Source organism: Pseudalkalibacillus hwajinpoensis (assembly GCF_015234585.1).
Taxonomy (GTDB): Bacteria; Bacillota; Bacilli; order Bacillales; family Guptibacillaceae; genus Guptibacillus; species Guptibacillus hwajinpoensis_B.
Window position 1 is genome coordinate 824,111 of sequence record NZ_JADFCM010000008.1, and the last position, 15,395, is coordinate 839,505.

General features: G+C 38.8%; 21 protein-coding genes. 15 read left to right on the top strand and 6 right to left on the bottom strand.

Annotated features, from left to right (window positions below; all coding sequences use genetic code 11):
- The first annotated feature begins 113 nt into the window (after positions 1 to 113).
- The 10 genes from IQ283_RS16005 to IQ283_RS16050 all read left to right on the top strand — a co-directional run bounded on the left by IQ283_RS16005 (position 114) and on the right by IQ283_RS16050 (position 7,127).
- On the top strand, positions 114 to 1,955 hold the full coding sequence (locus IQ283_RS16005; protein ID WP_194221111.1) for an LTA synthase family protein: 1,842 nt from the start codon (positions 114 to 116) through the stop codon (positions 1,953 to 1,955).
- Positions 1,956 to 2,026: 71 nt separating this feature from the next.
- Positions 2,027 to 2,281: a hypothetical protein gene (locus tag IQ283_RS16010; protein WP_194221112.1), complete on the top strand. Its 255-nt coding sequence runs from the start codon at positions 2,027 to 2,029 to the stop codon at positions 2,279 to 2,281.
- Positions 2,282 to 2,455: 174 nt separating this feature from the next.
- Positions 2,456 to 3,316, top strand: a complete 861-nt coding sequence (locus tag IQ283_RS16015; protein ID WP_194221113.1) for a transporter substrate-binding domain-containing protein — start codon at positions 2,456 to 2,458, stop codon at positions 3,314 to 3,316.
- A 16-nt stretch (positions 3,317 to 3,332) separates the two neighbouring features.
- Positions 3,333 to 4,010, top strand: coding sequence for an amino acid ABC transporter permease (locus IQ283_RS16020; protein WP_194221114.1), 678 nt, complete (start codon positions 3,333 to 3,335; stop codon positions 4,008 to 4,010).
- A 212-nt stretch (positions 4,011 to 4,222) separates the two neighbouring features.
- The gene (locus IQ283_RS16025; protein WP_194221115.1) at positions 4,223 to 4,945 is read left to right on the top strand and encodes a SurA N-terminal domain-containing protein; all 723 of its coding nucleotides are present in this window, start codon (positions 4,223 to 4,225) and stop codon (positions 4,943 to 4,945) included.
- Between the two features lie 128 nt (positions 4,946 to 5,073).
- Positions 5,074 to 5,709, top strand: a complete 636-nt coding sequence (locus IQ283_RS16030) for an HD domain-containing protein (RefSeq protein WP_194221116.1) — start codon at positions 5,074 to 5,076, stop codon at positions 5,707 to 5,709.
- Positions 5,710 to 5,728: 19 nt separating this feature from the next.
- Positions 5,729 to 6,199 (top strand): GNAT family N-acetyltransferase, encoded by a 471-nt coding sequence (locus IQ283_RS16035; protein WP_242057367.1) that lies wholly within the window; start codon positions 5,729 to 5,731, stop codon positions 6,197 to 6,199.
- 237 nt (positions 6,200 to 6,436) lie between these two features.
- A complete protein-coding gene (locus IQ283_RS16040) occupies positions 6,437 to 6,592 on the top strand; it encodes an aspartyl-phosphate phosphatase Spo0E family protein (RefSeq protein WP_194221118.1) in 156 nt (51 codons plus the stop codon).
- 52 nt (positions 6,593 to 6,644) lie between these two features.
- Positions 6,645 to 6,884, top strand: coding sequence for a hypothetical protein (locus IQ283_RS16045; protein ID WP_194221119.1), 240 nt, complete (start codon positions 6,645 to 6,647; stop codon positions 6,882 to 6,884).
- A 102-nt stretch (positions 6,885 to 6,986) separates the two neighbouring features.
- Positions 6,987 to 7,127 (top strand): hypothetical protein, encoded by a 141-nt coding sequence (locus IQ283_RS16050; protein WP_194221120.1) that lies wholly within the window; start codon positions 6,987 to 6,989, stop codon positions 7,125 to 7,127.
- Between the two features lie 133 nt (positions 7,128 to 7,260).
- On the opposite strand, the gene IQ283_RS16055 is transcribed toward IQ283_RS16050, so the two are convergent.
- Positions 7,261 to 8,019, bottom strand: a complete 759-nt coding sequence (locus tag IQ283_RS16055) for a DUF3891 family protein (protein WP_194221121.1) — start codon at positions 8,017 to 8,019, stop codon at positions 7,261 to 7,263.
- A gap of 335 nt (positions 8,020 to 8,354) precedes the next feature.
- Positions 8,355 to 8,804, bottom strand: coding sequence for a protease complex subunit PrcB family protein (locus IQ283_RS16060; RefSeq protein ID WP_194221122.1), 450 nt, complete (start codon positions 8,802 to 8,804; stop codon positions 8,355 to 8,357).
- Positions 8,805 to 8,974: 170 nt separating this feature from the next.
- On the opposite strand from IQ283_RS16060, the gene IQ283_RS16065 reads away from it, so the two are divergent.
- From IQ283_RS16065 to IQ283_RS16085, 5 genes are all read left to right on the top strand, one after another.
- On the top strand, positions 8,975 to 9,193 hold the full coding sequence (locus IQ283_RS16065) for a hypothetical protein (protein ID WP_194221123.1): 219 nt from the start codon (positions 8,975 to 8,977) through the stop codon (positions 9,191 to 9,193).
- 225 nt (positions 9,194 to 9,418) lie between these two features.
- Complete coding sequence (locus IQ283_RS16070; RefSeq protein ID WP_194221124.1) at positions 9,419 to 9,940, top strand: hypothetical protein; 522 nt, start codon at positions 9,419 to 9,421, stop codon at positions 9,938 to 9,940.
- A 124-nt stretch (positions 9,941 to 10,064) separates the two neighbouring features.
- Positions 10,065 to 11,465, top strand: a complete 1,401-nt coding sequence (locus tag IQ283_RS16075; RefSeq protein ID WP_194221125.1) for a hypothetical protein — start codon at positions 10,065 to 10,067, stop codon at positions 11,463 to 11,465.
- 279 nt (positions 11,466 to 11,744) lie between these two features.
- Complete coding sequence (locus tag IQ283_RS16080) at positions 11,745 to 12,200, top strand: pyridoxamine 5'-phosphate oxidase family protein (protein WP_242057368.1); 456 nt, start codon at positions 11,745 to 11,747, stop codon at positions 12,198 to 12,200.
- Positions 12,201 to 12,301: 101 nt separating this feature from the next.
- Positions 12,302 to 12,928, top strand: coding sequence for a TVP38/TMEM64 family protein (locus IQ283_RS16085; protein WP_194221126.1), 627 nt, complete (start codon positions 12,302 to 12,304; stop codon positions 12,926 to 12,928).
- Between the two features lie 934 nt (positions 12,929 to 13,862).
- Here the strand turns inward: IQ283_RS16085 and IQ283_RS16090 are convergent.
- The 4 genes from IQ283_RS16090 to IQ283_RS16105 all read right to left on the bottom strand — a co-directional run bounded on the left by IQ283_RS16090 (position 13,863) and on the right by IQ283_RS16105 (position 15,241).
- A complete protein-coding gene (locus tag IQ283_RS16090; protein ID WP_194221127.1) occupies positions 13,863 to 14,432 on the bottom strand; it encodes a manganese catalase family protein in 570 nt (189 codons plus the stop codon).
- Between the two features lie 20 nt (positions 14,433 to 14,452).
- Entirely contained in the window at positions 14,453 to 14,716 is a 264-nt protein-coding gene (locus IQ283_RS16095) for a spore coat protein CotJB (RefSeq protein WP_194221128.1), read from the bottom strand.
- A 3-nt stretch (positions 14,717 to 14,719) separates the two neighbouring features.
- A complete protein-coding gene (locus IQ283_RS16100) occupies positions 14,720 to 14,935 on the bottom strand; it encodes a spore coat associated protein CotJA (protein WP_194221129.1) in 216 nt (71 codons plus the stop codon).
- A gap of 111 nt (positions 14,936 to 15,046) precedes the next feature.
- Complete coding sequence (locus tag IQ283_RS16105) at positions 15,047 to 15,241, bottom strand: hypothetical protein (protein ID WP_194221130.1); 195 nt, start codon at positions 15,239 to 15,241, stop codon at positions 15,047 to 15,049.
- Positions 15,242 to 15,395 lie beyond the last annotated feature (154 nt).

Below are 15,395 nucleotides of genomic sequence, written 5' to 3' on the forward strand. Positions count from 1 at the left end.
TTCATTCGTCTTTAGAGAGGAGGGATTTGCCGGTAGTTTGGTTATCCCCCTTTGGTGGTAAATAAAGAAAGAAAGAGTTCATTTATGTTAGGGAGATATAAGGGGTGTGAGTGATGGAAGCAGAGAGAACAAAAGAAAAGTCAGTGTGGCATTTTTATTTATTATTAGTGGGATTACTTGTTCTGAAAACGTATCTTGTTTATCGATTTGAATTTTCGTTTTCATTGAGCGGAATTGGCGAAGAAATGTTTCTGTTCATTAATTCAATAGGGTCAATCGTATTACTGCTAGGTATAGGTCTTTTTAGGAAGCAGTCAAAACCAGGCCTAATATTAGCAGTTTATTTTATTTTATCAGCTCTACTTTATTGTAATATTTTATATTATCGTTTCTACATAGACTTTGTTACCGTTCCTGTTCTTTTTCAATTTGGTAACGTTGGAGGTTTAGGTCAAAGTACAGTTGAGCTGTTGAATTTATATGATCCGCTCATCGTGCTCGACTCCATCATCTTATTTTGGATCCTAAAACGAAATCATTTACATAAGACCCCGTTATCAGAGAAACTACGAAAAAGAACGGCGTTTACTGGTGTCGGCATATTAGTAGGAACAGCTGGACTGGCGTTAATTATGCATCCATTACTATTTGAAAAATCATATGATCGAGAGTTATTTGTTAAGTCACTTGGTGCTTATACATATCATATTTATGATATAGGCTATAACTCGTTTACATCCATTAATAGTGCGTTTGCGGATGATACGGAACTATCAGAGATCGAAAGTTATGTAGAGAAAAAGGAATTGAAGTCTTCCTCCTATGAAGGGATCGCGAAAGGGAAAAATCTGATCATTATTTCTTTAGAATCTACGCAAGCATTTATGCTCGATGAAAGTATCGATGGGGAAGAAGCCACACCTTATCTAAATAAGTTGAAGGAAGAAAGTTTTTTCTTTCCTAATTTCTATCACCAGACAGCACAGGGGAAAACGTCTGATGCTGAATTTATGATTGATAACAGTTTGTATCCACTTTCCGGAGGGTCTGTGTTCGTTAGAAAGCCACAGAATGAGTTTTTCTCGCTTCCTGAGGCATTAAATGACGAGGGGTATACGACAACTTCTTTTCATGGAAATGATCGGGAATTTTGGAATAGGTCAGAAATGTATGAAACGCTTGGTTACGATCGCTTTTATTCAAAAAAGGATTTTGAAGTGAGTGACGATAATTCCATCAACTACGGTTTGAAGGATATCCCGTTCTTCAAGCAATCGATTCCTTACTTAAAAGAACTGGATCAGCCATATTCGGCAAAATTTCTTACACTGACAAATCATTTTCCTTACTTATTAGAAGAAAAAGACACAATGATTTCACTGCCGGAGACTCCGGAAGAAGTAGTAAACCGATATTATGCAACGGTTCGCTATGAGGATGAAGCGATTAAGACTTTCTTTGAAGAAATGAAAGCTGCTGGTTTATATGAAGACTCCATTTTTGTTCTTTATGGTGATCATTATGGGTTATCTGAAACATATGATAAAGCTCTTGGCGATTATCTAGGTGAAGAAATAGGTCCTGTAGAACATGTCGATCTACAAAAAGTGCCTCTCATCATTCACGTTCCAGGTGAAGAAGGCAAGGTGATTGATACAGTTGGAGGACAGGTTGATTTAAAGCCGACAATCTTAGAGATGTTAGGCGTAGAAGAAAGCACAAGTTTGAATTTTGGCACAAGCCTATTCTCGAAAAAACGAGAAGATCTCGTTATTTTCAGGGATGGAAGCTTTGTGACAGAGAATCTTATCTATACTAAAAATACGTGTTATAACAAAGAAACAAGTTCAAAAACCAATCGAAACAAATGTGCTCGCTATTTTGGTCAGGTTCAAGATGAATTAGATTATTCTGATCAAGTGATCTATGGTGATTTACTCCGTTTCATTGAATAGCTTTGGTGTTCATTCTGAGTCGTTCATGGTACGCTTAAAAAGGATTAATGACTGTAAAGGGATGAGTATAAATGGATTTACAGAGGTTACAAATTCTAACTGAAGTAGTGAGAGAGTACAAAACAGCTATTCACATGGATCAAAATAAAGATGAGGTAGGTAGAGAAGTTCTCGATATTGTGATGAATTCTCAGGATCTCGTTTTATATGGACATGTAAAAAGAGCTAAAGACGTTGACAAATTTCCTGGTGAAGCTTTGAAGCACCTCGATCAGGCTACAAAATATCTTCATGAAAAAATAGATGAACAGTTGAAACACTCTTGAATCTAAGGGTGTTTTCTTTACGATTGAAGTTGTTTTTATCGTAACATAGCGATCAAACAATGATTGAAAAATTGGAATAGTTTGTATATAAAAGAATGTGTTGTAATTGTTGCAATACACTGTCATATAGTGATATGTTTTTACTGTTTACTAGATTAAAGGAGAGTGAAATGAATGACTAATTTCGTTAAGCGACTGGCTCCTGTACTTTTAATGGGGCTAGTTGTTTTTGTGATAAGTGCTTGTTCGAACGGTGGAAACGAATCGAATGAAGCAACTGAAAATAAACCGACTGCCTGGGAAGAGATTCAAGAAGAAGGAAAGATTACGGTAGCTACGTCTGGGACGCTCTATCCAACTTCTTATTATGAAGAAGGTTCTGACGAAGTGACGGGGTACGAAGTTGAAGTTGTAAAAGAGATGGCGAAACGCCTTGATCTTGAAGTTGAATTTGAAGAAATGGGCTTTGATGGCATGTTAACAAGCATCAACTCAGGGAAAGTAGATCTTGCTGCAAACGATATTACATCAACGGAAGAGCGAGAAGAAAAATTTGCTTTTTCTGAACCAGTTAAATACTCTTACGGAACAGCGATCGTAAGAAAAGATGATTTATCTGGAATTGATTCACTAGATGATCTTGAAGGGAAGAAAGCCGCTGGTGCTTCAACAACCGTTTATATGAAGGTAGCTCGTGAGCACGGTGCTGAGGAAGTAACTTACGATAATGCGACAAACGAACAGTATTTACGTGATGTATCAACAGGGAGAACGGATATTATCTTGAATGATTATTACTTACAGAAGCTCGCTCTTGCTGCCTTTCCGGATTTAAATATTACAATCCATCCAGATATCGAATACTATCCAAATGATCAGTCGATCGTTATGAAAAAAGATAGCGGAGAACTGGAAACAAAAGTGAATGAAACCATTAAAGAGATGAAGGAAGACGGCACGCTCAAAGAGCTTTCAGAGAAGTTCTTTGATGGAGCTAACGTATCAGTTAAGCCAGATATTGATTTTGAAGAATAAGTGGGAGTTGTAACAAGTGGGGGAAATACATTGGGAATATCTATTTGATGCGGGTCTTGCGTTAAAGTCGTTTCCCTATGTCATTCAAGGACTTGGATTAACGTTATTGATCGCGTTTGTTGGAATGATTATCGGACTGGTGATGGGGTTATTTCTTGCTCTTGGAAGAATGTCAAAATGGAGAGCCCTCAGGTGGCCAGCTCGACTTTACATTTCGTTTATGAGGGGTACACCGATTCTTGTTTTTCTTTATATTCTTTATTTCGGGTTACCTGTCGTTGGCATTGAGTTTTCAGCTTTAACATCAGCATTGATTGGTTTTAGCTTAAATAGCGCCGCCTATATTGCTGAAATACAGCGATCTGCGCTGTCATCTGTTGAAAAAGGGCAGTGGGAGGCTTCGACAGCGCTCGGTATGCCTTATTGGACAACAATGAGGGAAGTCATATTGCCGCAGGCAACGCGAATAGCGATTCCGCCATTATCGAATGTGATGCTTGATCTAATCAAGGCATCATCTTTAGCGGCGGTCATTACAGTTCCAGAATTACTCCATCATGCGAAAATAGTTGGAGGCCGAGAGTTCGACTTTATGACGATGTACATATTAGTTGCGCTAATTTATTGGGCTGTTTGTGTATGTGTGTCTTTCATACAAGAGCGATTAGAAAAACGATATCATTATTTACACTAACCCTAGATGATTTTCTAGGGTTTTTTTGTCTTTTTTTACTAAACGGTATCTTAGCTGTTATTGTTGATTATTCGAACTGTGGCTTTACTATAGTCAGTCTTGAAAAAACAAAAATATCCCATATTTATTATGAAGTATTTTTAAGAATGTTATAATAAGTCCTATAATCAACATAGACGTTTCGTCATATTTGAAGGGAGTTCATCATCTGCATGAAAAAATATCTTGGCTTATTAATGCTTATTGGAGTTCTTTTGCTCGCTGCTTGTAACAATAATAGTGAAGCGAACAAAGAAGAAAAGCCTTCAGAAGAATCAGGAACAATGGATCAAACACAGGAAGAACTAGAAGCGATGAAGGTAAAAGAAGATAAGGTTGTTGCTACTGTAAATGGTGAAGATATTAAGGGAAAAGATTATAATTCGATGCTAGTTCAAACTCAGCTGCGCTATACGATGAGCGGTGAAGATCCATCGGATACGGAAGTGGCGAAGTCAATTGAAGAAGAAGTTATGGATAATTTAATCGGACAGGAACTTCTGCTTCAGAAAGCAAAGGAAGAAGGTTTCTCTGCATCAGATAAAGAAGTTGAAACTGAACTTGAGCAAATAAAGGCTCAATTTGATGGTGAGGATGAGCTGAAGAAAGCGCTAGAAGGTCAAGGCATGACGCTTGCTCAGCTTGAAAGTCAGTATTCTGATATTGTCGTTGTAGATAAGTTCGTTAAAGAGAAAATTGAAACACCCGAAGTGACCGAAGAAGAGATGAAATCATTTTATGATGATCAGTTCTCAAAAGATGCTGAGAATCCACCATCTTTTGAAGAAATGAAGGATCGTATAAAAGACTATTTGGTCGAAACCAAAACGCAAGAGAAGGTTCAGCAAATGAAAGAAGATTTACTAAAGAAAGCCGAAGTCGAAGAGAAGTTATAGGTCAGCATATAGCTGGCCTTTTTTTGTGAGGGTTAAGTTTTGGCTACTATTATCCATTTCTCGATTTATAAGCGATAGGAAATTTCGAGTAGGCATAATTCAATTATTCAATAAGGAGACATATTAGCATGGATACTATTTTGAGTGAACTTAGAACGTACGTTAGACGAAAATTAGAAAGAGAAGGTAGCGGTCACGACTGGCATCATATTGATCGGGTTGTGAAACAAGCAAAAAGAATAGCAGATGAAGAGAGTGCTAACACCTTTATTTGTGAAGTAGCAGCACTCGTTCATGATTTAGCAGATGATAAAGTAGCTTCCTCAGAGCAAGAGGGGATAAGAGAGGTAGAAGCGTTGCTATATCAATTAAAGGCTGCGGATCGAGAACACGTTATGGAAATTATTACGACTATTTCTTATAAAGGAGGGAATCGCCCACCAGTCAAGAGTCTCGAAGCACAAGTTGTGCAAGATGCGGACAGATTAGATGCGATAGGGGCGATTGGCATTGCACGAACGTTTGTGTACGCCGGCTCCAAAGCAGAATTGATTTATGACCCTTCTATTGAACCAAGAACAAATATGACAATGGATGCCTATCGAAATGAACAGTCTACCGCTATTAATCATTTTTATGAAAAACTTCTGAAATTAAAAGATCTTATGAATACCGAGACGGGAAAAAGTCTTGCAGAAGAACGGCATGAATTCATACAATCATTTTTATCACAGTTTCATGGAGAGTGGGAAGGGAATCGATAAAGCTATGAGAATTCACCCTATGACCTTAGAAAAGGCACAAGAAATTCAAACGTGGACATATGACGAACCTTATTCTTTGTATAGTTTTACAGGCGATCAAGAAGAATTATTAGAGTTTATGAATGGGTCTTATTTTTTTGTGATAGATGACAAAAGAAATTTGATTGGATACTTTTGCTATGGAGAATCGGCTCAGGTACCAGCTGGTCACCAAGTTGACGCCTACGAGGAGAACTTTATAGATATTGGTTTGGGACTACATCCAAATAAGGCGGGCAAAGGAACCGGGTTAGCATTTTTGAAGGTAGGACTTGCTTATGCAATAGAAATCAATGGGTTCTCAAATGTCAGACTGACCGTAGCATCGTTTAATAGGCGGGCGATCAAGGTGTATGAGAGAGCTGGATTCACTTATGAAAAATCATTTACGAACGGCTCGACGAATTTTAATATCATGATAAAAAGAAATGGGAATAGCACTCATCTATAAATGCAAACTGTGGATTAAACAACTGAAAAAGGGGAATAAGAGAACTATATAAATATCTTTACAGGAGGATAGTTTCATACAGAGAGCTATTTCTTTACACAATTAATCGAGTTTAGCAAAAGATTTTGTCTTATTCCTACTAATTCTGACATAGCATAGGAAGTTTGGTCGAATACGTTTTGATTCCTTCTAGAAATGGGCATAATGGTAATGTATTGGCATGAGGAGGAATGAGACATGTATGATGCAATTGAAAAAAAACGCAAAGAAATGTTTGAAGTTGCGGGACGATATGGATTTGCATCAGAGAGAACCATTCGCTGTAGTCAGGAGCTTGACCGATTATTAAATGCCCTAATGCAAATGAACCATCAAAATGAGGAAGTTTTGTGAAACTAACATCTGATATTTTCTTCCTGTGTGGTAAAGTAAAGGAGGAAACCTTATGAAGTTCGATCTCAAATCAATTCTCACAAAAGAGTTGTTTGATTGGATAGAAGATCATCCTAAGAGGAACCAATTAATTGAATCAATTCAGGGAGAGATCTTTCAATCAGTGGTTCATTTCCGCGAATGGAACGATTCCAATTATAATGGGAACGAAGATTGGCTACTGTTTGCACTGCGTAATGAAGAAACGTGGCGAAACGAAGTAGACCCACTTGACCAGTGTGAAAGCCGTTAAATAAACGGCTTTTTTGTTGTGATTAAACCTTTACTTTAAATAAGTAAGCGCTTACAATAATAGAAAGAATAGTCAGAATAATCGAATAAGGGTGTGTTGAGAATGAGAAGCGAGACGAGTTATCGAATGCTTGCCTTTGAAAAATTCAACGCTGAAAAGAATTGGTCAGAAAACAATCGCCTTTTTAATTATTCCATTGCCGGTCTGGGAACTATTTTCTATTTCGTAACGTTATTTTTTTAACGCCTTTCTTAAGAGAGAGGACTTTGCATACCCACACAGGAACTTCCTAAATGATAGGGAAGTTCCTATTCAAGTTGGCGTGATGAATCTGGCTTTCGTTCAGAGGCAAATATCTTACTGTCTATTGTCAGCATTAGCTACTAAAGTGAAATCTACGATATTCAACTGGAGTAGATTGATAAGCTTTTGAAATTCCTTCAGTCCCGATCAGTTCTTTTGGAACACGCTTAAGCTGCACCTGAAAGACGTGGTCTTCATCAAATAGAGGATGAGATATTTGTATCGTATCAGTAGATTTCCAGCTTGTCCGTATTAAATCTTGTTCCTCCAGAAAATAAAAGGATTGAGGGAATCCATTCCGATACCAGGAGAGCTCTTCCTCTTTTTGGACACCCGGTTCTTGAAAACAAGCATAGAGCGAGAGGTCGTCACAAAATTGAAGAAGTTGATAATGAAATGTTAGAAGATCATCAGGAATATCAATTGATTCCTTGAGCTGATCTTGTCTATTCTCTTCTTCTGCGTAAAAACGAATCGCATGCTCCGACTCGGCACCATTAAAGAAAGAGCGATAGTGTTTGCTACAAAGAAAAGCCCCGTAAATTGTTTTTTCACTCACTTCCTCGATCCCTTTCTTATAGAATTGTAGCTTAGTAGCTAGAGGGAAGTCTAAGAAGGAGTAGGGTGCTTCGCGGCGATCATTCCAAAAAGGAACTTCATCAAGTGGAATCCATCCACGATCATGATGTTTTATCGCGTATAAAACATCTTCCTGATAAAGGTTCTCTGGCCAAAAAGGTTTCCGCAACGCTTCTGCAAACTGCCCTGAAAGCAAGGCGTGATCATGCTGTGTAATCATAACAAAACAATCATTATCCTCATAAACAATCATATCCTCAGTCCTTTCAATAAAAGCATAATTCCCCGTTAATGGCCGACAATCACTGGAGTCTCTCAAAAGAACAAGCAATTTGTGTTCAGCATGAGAGATGAAGTGATCGAGGCCATGGGGAATGGAGCTGGATAGATAAAAGCGTAATTCCCCGTTAATGGCCGACAATCACTGGAGTCTCTCAAAGGAACACGCAATTTGTGTTCAGCATGAGAGACGAAGTGATCGAGGCCATGGGGAATGGAGCTGGATAAATAAAAGCGTAATTCCCCGTTAATGGCTCATAACGAATGTTGTAAGCGCTACAATTTTGTGTGTAACAAAAAAGCGAATCCTTAATTAGGAACGCTTTTTTGAATTTCTTTAAAATTAACACGAGTATTCGTCATCTCGATTTTTGAGATCACAATTGGTTTTGTAATGGCTTGTGTAACCATATCATCCTTTTTCGGATCAGTATAGAAATACGAGACAACAATTTCGTTGCCTTCTTTAATAATACTGTCGATTGAAACTGAATAACCACCTGTTGGCATTTCACCACGAGTAATAATAATATAGAGATCGTCATTTGATGGAATCGTAAAAGTGGATTTTTCTAACCATTTTTGTTGAACGGTTGTCTGAACATCTTTAGGAGCATTCTGCATTTCGACTGTTTCAAAAGCGATTTTTTCCTGCATTTGTTCTCCTCCGTTCGATTCGTTAGAGGTTTGAGATGAATTATTACCGCACCCCGCCAAGATAACGAACATCATTGAAATAACTAATAATAATGAACGCAATGTCCTTCTCCTTCCTCTATATAGAATCTTTCATTTTAGTAAAGCTGAAACTATCTTAAGTTTAGCGAATTTCATTACGCTTGGAAAGAGTCGGGTGTGAAAACGATTATAATTTTTGATAATAGGGTAATAAAAATGTGAGACGTTGACGTATTGAAAGGAGACAAATCATGCAGAATGAAATTTTAAGCTTTTTAAGAAATGTTGAAGAACCGGTGAGCACTAGAGAAATAATGGAGTACTTATCACGAAAAGGGTACAACCCTGATGAAGAAGAACTCGTTCGCATCATTAAACAAATGCCACAGGGGTCGGTTCAACAGGAATATGATGCCTCCGTTGTTGATCCATCGCCATCGGTTGTGTACAAAGCAGGGCCTAATGCATAAGACTTTATTTGCGGAATTGATCCACTAAATACAAACCAGCAATCAGTAAGAAAACAATTCCAGTTCCATAAAGTACATCTATAATTAAATCCATGTGATGACATCCTTTCTCTGAATCCTCAGTTAAGTGTATCAAAACTTCTTATTCATTAAAGTTTTTTTGTTATATTCGGATAAGGAAATGATATACTAGGTGCATTGAGATAAGCGTGGAAGGATGTCGTTATGAAGAAATGGAAGTTAGATAGTTCTAAGCTAATTATATTGTTTTTTATTGTTTTTATTATTGTAGGCGCTGTCAATGTACTGTTTAGTGATCGGAAAATGAATACTAGTGAATACTTGCTTAGTGAAAATCAAAGAGACGTGGTATCAAGGTCGGAGACGCAGCCAAAAATGCCTATAGGCGCTCTGGTGAATAGTAAACTAGCAGAAGATCACAGTATTACCCTTACTGCCAAGATAAAGTATGAAGGGGACGAGAATACTCAGGTTGAGGTAGTAAAAGACGGGCTATTGGATTACCAAATTACTGAACAAAATACAGACGAAGTTGTTATTCCATATAATTCTTTAGTACCTTCAGTCGAAAAGAAGGTGTCTAATGATGAAATTATCGAAGGGGATTCACTTGTTACAGAACCTCTAGATCCAGGTGCATATCAGATTGAAGTTAAAGTACCTATTGTGATGAATAATAAAGAAGAGAGTTTCTTGTTTCGAATTCCAGTTGAAATAGCACCATAAACTTCCTTAGAGGAAGTTTTTTTGGTTTATTCTTTAAAAAGGATGCTGAGATAGGACTGTTGTTTAAATCATAAGTTCAAAACTGATAGAATAGAGGTATGACGATCAGAAGTGAGGGATCTATGTGAGGAAATTAAATTTATATAAAATTATTGGAATTTTCTTATCTTTCGTCCTGTTCCTTGTTATTTTCAATCAGATTAAGAATGGGGAGCCTAATTTTAAAGTGGATGAGTCTCTTTTTGAAGTATACGAATCTACTAGTAGTTGGGAAGAAGCAATGGAAAACAGTGTTCCGCAGACTCGACTAGCAAGAGAGTTAGGAGTATTGGGTGGTGAGGAGCGCAGTATCCCCCTTCTTTCAGCCGAGAGAGATTTAATTATCCATGATGTAATGGTTCTAAATTACGGAGCCGTTTATCTTACTTATTCCTTTTCGTTGAAGGAAAGTGATCAACCATATAATTTACCAAGATTACATATCGGGTCAGTTAGCTTTACAGGAATCGAAGGATCAAACGAATCATATTTAGTTAATCAGCAGAACATTTCTAAGGAGCAAAATGGCAAGCCTCATGTTGTGAATCACCGTATCTATCAGGCTGATATTTTAATACCGAATCATGAGGCCGGTGGGACTATAAATGAGTTCAATCGTTTTTCATCAGCAAATTCCGTCCTTATTAAAGATGCGTATGTTCAAGGAAATGATGAGAAGGTGAACTTGGAAAATCAGGAGCTGTCTTTAGAAAGTGATTATTCTTCAAATGTATATGCTGAAACGGATTTGAACAAAAGTGTAAAAATAAAGGATGGAGAGCTTACATTTTCTCATTTTGAAGCAGGTCTTAACATGAATAAACTCTATATTGAAGGTGAATACGATCCGCAAACAAAGTTTGTAGTTACCAATACAAGCGGAGAAAACCCCTACTCCATTCAGTATGATGTAAGGGAAGACAAGGATGGAAGTTATCTTCCTTTAGAACCTTTTCGGGCAATACAGAAACAGTTCTCATATCGATTAAATGAAGTGATTCTTAATAAAGACGGATCAGTTAGTAAAACAATCGCGCAATCTGACTTGGAAGCGATGGCAAAGGGAGAAAAGGTAACCATTGGAGAGTACAGCGGAATCTCTTATTCTGTTCATTTAAAGGATGATGGTCAGCAACTTGTGATTTCATTTGATTCTGAAGAAGAAATAAGTTCGCAATTTTTTAATCAATTTGATATTGAAAGCCGAAAGACTTATGAAGAGCGATTTGATGTTGCATCAGAAGAAGAGCGGCAGCTTATTGAAGCCCGCAAGCCTATTCTTTTGGAAATGAAAGATGATAAGAAGAGTTCTATTCTTATTTATCAAACAAGACCTATCGGGGAGCCGAACAGTATACAGATTGATCTTGATCATGAGCATTTCACATCCGGTTTCCCAGTTTCTATGACGCTATCAAATTTACCTGAATTTCAGTCGATTAACGTTGATTTAAGTGGTTCACTCAAAATGAATGAAAAAAAATAATTTATTTTTAAATTTGTAGTTTGGTTTTTTGACATTCGGGAATATTCTTTATCAAACCCCCTAAGTAGTTTGAAAGTGATTTTCCCCCTGTTAGCCGTGCTCATGTGAGTGCGGCTTTTTTTATATGTTAGCTTATATTGATAATCAATTATGTTCATTAATATAGTCTTCCTTATAGTATAAATTCGGTTTGAAATGGTGAAGCGTTTCCATTAAGAGGGATTCGTGGTAATCTTTTAGGAAAGCAATAGATCAAAGAAATTGAAAGGATGAGGCATTTTGGCGAAGAAGGGGATTATGACAGAGCTAACAGAAGATCTTGTAACCTTTTTAGAAGGAGAAAAGCTTGTAATGCTTGCAACGATTGATCATGAAAGCCATACACCCAATGTATCAGCGATATCATGGGTGAAAAGCTTAGATAAAAATAATATTCGCTTTTCTGTGACTTCTAACTCAAGAACAATTCAAAATGTCAAACAGCATTCTAATGTTGTCTTTACAATAATCGGATTGGAAACGGTATATTCCATTCACGGAAAAGCTTCTATCCTAGAGGAAGCGATGCAAGGAGTGTCACTGAAGCTTGCTAAGATTAATGTGGAAGTTACTCAAGTCGCAGAAAGCATGTTCTGGGGTGCGAAAATAACGGCAGAACCACAATATGAAAAAACATATAACCAAAAGAAAGCGGAAGCTCTTGATGAAGAAGTGTACGAAGCGTTGTTAAAATAGACGAGACTTTCTTATCATAATTTTTTGTGATTTAATAAAGGAAATAAGCATTATGTGCTTTCGCAGTGACGTATGCATCAGGAAACGAGGTTGATTCCCATATGGAATGGGAAATGATTAAAGACTTTTTGAATGAAGAAACAATCAGAGAGTGGCTAGGTCAGTATCGTGCACTTGGTCCTTTGCCTGGAATTTTGCTACCAATGCTTGAGGCTGTGATTCCCATATTACCCCTTTTTCTTTTTGTAGCAGGAAATGCGGCTGCGTATGGATTCTGGTATGGCTCTTTACTTTCATGGCTTGGTGCATCTCTTGGCGCTTTGATCGTTTTTATAGTGGTCAGAAAGCTTGCTAGACAGCGCTTCATGCGAGTGATTACAAAACATGCCAAAATCGAAAAAACACTTCGCTGGATCGAGCGGCATGGATTTGGGATGGTATTTCTTCTACTTTGTTTTCCATTTACGCCATCAGCTTTAATCAACGTCGTCGCAGGTCTTTCAAATATGAGCATTAGAAGCTTTGTACTCGCCGTTTTACTAGGGAAAATGGTGATGATATCGATCGTGTCTTTTATTGGACATGATGTCTTTGCCCTGATCCATCGTCCTTTGGAGATGGTGCTGATTCTCGCTGCTATAGTTGTATTATGGGGAGCGGGCAAACTAATTGAAATCAAATTGAATCAACGCCCGAGAAAACATCGTACTGAAGATCATGTGAGATAAAGGAAAAGCCATGCCCGAAAGGGGATGGCTTTTGCGTGTTATTGTTTTTGGTTTTAAGCTTTTAGTGCCTGTGGAGGGTAATCGCCCATTTCCGCATTTCATGTCTAGTTGCAGTGGGCAGACACTTGGTCACTTCACCCTATAACTCGAACACAAAGACCGTGTTCAATTTATAGGGTTCCAGTGCCTGCCGTGTCTAACCGCCCACATCCGCATTTCATGTCTAGCTGCAGTGGGCAGACACTTGGTCACTTCACCCTATAACTCGAACACAAAGACCGTGTTCAATTTATAGGGTTCCAGTGCCTGCCGTGTCTAACCGCCCACATCCGCATTTCATGTCTAGCTGCAGTGGGCAGACACTTGGTCACTTCACCCTATAACTCGAACACAAAGACCGTGTTCAATTTATAGGGTTCCAGTGCCTGCCGTGTCTAAGCGCCCACATCCGCATTTCATGTCTAGCTATAGTGGGCAAATCCTCCGGTCGTTTCACCCAATCGATTGAGACAAAAAGCGTCTCATTCTCATGGGTTCCAACGCCCTGCGGATTTAACCGCCCACTTCCGCATTTCGTGTCTAGCTGCAGCGCCCAGCCTCTCGATCGCTTCACCCTCTAAAATGAACACAAAGAGCGTGTTCTTTTTAGAGGGCTCCAGCGCTTGTCGAGGCTATACGGGCGCTTCCGCATTTCATGTCTAGCTGCAGTGGGCAGACACTTGGTCACTTCACCCTATAACTCGAACACAAAGACCGTGTTCAATTTATAGGGTTCCAGTGCCTGCCGTGTCTAACCGCCCACTTCCGCATTTCATGTCTAGCTGCAGTGGGCAAATCCTCCGGTCGTTTCACCCAATCGATTGAGACAAAAAGCGTCTCATTCTCATGGGTTCCAACGCCCTGCGGATTTAACCGCCCACATCCGCATTTCGTTTTAAAATATCCTTTTCTTATCTCTTTCTTCTTTAAGTATTTCAACGGCTTCTCTGAAGCGTTGGGAGTGGATGATTTCTCGTTCTCTTAGGAAGGCGAGGGAGTCGTTTAGGTCTGGGTCGTCTGAGAGGTCGATGATCCATTGGTAGGTGGCTCTTGCTTTTTCTTCTGCGGCGATGTCTTCGTATAGATCGGCGATTGGATCTCCTTTGGCGGCGATGTAGCTTGCTGTCCATGGGACGCCAGCGGCATTGGAGTAGTATAGGGCACTGTCATGATTAGCATAGTGGGCGCCGAGTCCAGCTTCTTTCATTTGATCTGCGGTTGCGTCTTTTGTGAGTTTGTAGATCATTGTAGCGATCATTTCGAGATGAGCAAATTCTTCTGTTCCGATATCGGTTAATAACCCGACGACCTTATCAGGAATGGTATACCGTTGATTCAAATAACGGAGGGCTGCTGCTAGTTCACCATCAGCACCACCATATTGCTCAATCAAAAATTTGGCAAGCATGGGGTTACATGTACTGACTTTAACGGGATATTGCAATTTCTTTTCATATAGCCACATTGAGGTTCACCCTTTCCAGACTAGACTTGCCATGGCCACGGTGCGTCGCCCCAATTCCATGGGTAGTTTGAATAGCTGTTGCCGTATTGCTGAAGGGGACCATATTCCTTTTCATAGCGTTTCTTAAGATGCTTACTTCTTTTGGCATATTCATTGAATTGTTGAATGGCTTCGTAGTCATCCGGGTGTGTATCAAGGTAAAGAGTCAGTTCAACGAGAACGAAATCAGTGGCCTGCAGTTCCTCTAACAGCTCATAGTAGGCTTTCGGTAGCTGTTTAGACATGTTTTACTCCCCCTGCTTTGAAGGATAAGGATAGGGATCATAGAAGGCTTTCCAGAGAGTACCTCGAGAGAGAGCTTCACGTGCGGAATATTGCTCCAGTCCTGGGGGCTGAAATCCCATATAAAGATTAGGAGGAGTGGAATAAGATTTCACTCGAATAGGGGGACATGGATCAAATGGACTAACATAAGGCTCGTAATACTTTCTGTGGGTATACATCGTTGACCTCCTTCTATACAAATCTCTACTCTTTAGATGTATGAAGTTATGAAAGAAACATGATTTCTAAATAAAGGAGCACCCCCTAAAGTGGGAGTGCTCCTCATCTTTTTACATTTTATTAACGGTATTGTTCCACGTAGCAAGCATATTCTTTAGGTCATGAAGATCTGATTTAAATGGATAGTTCGATGCGACACTTCTTTTTTGACCTTCGTCGAGCTTTTCGTAGCTATGCACAAATTCGGTCATGTCTCTTGTTAGTCTATTTAGCTCCCATTTAAATGTTTCGAATTCTTTTTCCATTGTCAAAACTCCTTTGTAAATATGTTCTTATATTTGATATACCCTGACGGATCATCCTAAAAACCATCGAGTATGATAATTTACAAATAATGTCGCTTTAGATGCGAACGTATTTTCTTGTCTTGCTATCCAATTGAAGAAAAACATGAGATAA

Excerpts from the sequence above, each read along its gene's own strand:
- IQ283_RS16005 (WP_194221111.1), top strand. The coding sequence starts at position 114 with ATGGAAGCAGAGAGAACAAAAGAAAAGTCAGTGTGGCATTTTTATTTA.
- IQ283_RS16010 (WP_194221112.1), top strand. The coding sequence starts at position 2,027 with ATGGATTTACAGAGGTTACAAATTCTAACTGAAGTAGTGAGAGAGTAC.
- IQ283_RS16015 (WP_194221113.1), top strand. The coding sequence starts at position 2,456 with ATGACTAATTTCGTTAAGCGACTGGCTCCTGTACTTTTAATGGGGCTA.
- IQ283_RS16025 (WP_194221115.1), top strand. The coding sequence starts at position 4,223 with ATGAAAAAATATCTTGGCTTATTAATGCTTATTGGAGTTCTTTTGCTC.
- IQ283_RS16030 (WP_194221116.1), top strand. The coding sequence starts at position 5,074 with ATGGATACTATTTTGAGTGAACTTAGAACGTACGTTAGACGAAAATTA.
- IQ283_RS16035 (WP_242057367.1), top strand. The coding sequence starts at position 5,729 with ATGACCTTAGAAAAGGCACAAGAAATTCAAACGTGGACATATGACGAA.
- IQ283_RS16040 (WP_194221118.1), top strand. The coding sequence starts at position 6,437 with ATGTATGATGCAATTGAAAAAAAACGCAAAGAAATGTTTGAAGTTGCG.
- IQ283_RS16045 (WP_194221119.1), top strand. The coding sequence starts at position 6,645 with ATGAAGTTCGATCTCAAATCAATTCTCACAAAAGAGTTGTTTGATTGG.
- IQ283_RS16050 (WP_194221120.1), top strand. The coding sequence starts at position 6,987 with ATGAGAAGCGAGACGAGTTATCGAATGCTTGCCTTTGAAAAATTCAAC.
- IQ283_RS16055 (WP_194221121.1), bottom strand. The coding sequence starts at position 8,019 with ATGATTGTTTATGAGGATAATGATTGTTTTGTTATGATTACACAGCAT.
- IQ283_RS16065 (WP_194221123.1), top strand. The coding sequence starts at position 8,975 with ATGCAGAATGAAATTTTAAGCTTTTTAAGAAATGTTGAAGAACCGGTG.
- IQ283_RS16070 (WP_194221124.1), top strand. The coding sequence starts at position 9,419 with ATGAAGAAATGGAAGTTAGATAGTTCTAAGCTAATTATATTGTTTTTT.
- IQ283_RS16085 (WP_194221126.1), top strand. The coding sequence starts at position 12,302 with ATGGAATGGGAAATGATTAAAGACTTTTTGAATGAAGAAACAATCAGA.
- IQ283_RS16090 (WP_194221127.1), bottom strand. The coding sequence starts at position 14,432 with ATGTGGCTATATGAAAAGAAATTGCAATATCCCGTTAAAGTCAGTACA.
- IQ283_RS16095 (WP_194221128.1), bottom strand. The coding sequence starts at position 14,716 with ATGTCTAAACAGCTACCGAAAGCCTACTATGAGCTGTTAGAGGAACTG.
- IQ283_RS16100 (WP_194221129.1), bottom strand. The coding sequence starts at position 14,935 with ATGTATACCCACAGAAAGTATTACGAGCCTTATGTTAGTCCATTTGAT.
- IQ283_RS16105 (WP_194221130.1), bottom strand. The coding sequence starts at position 15,241 with ATGGAAAAAGAATTCGAAACATTTAAATGGGAGCTAAATAGACTAACA.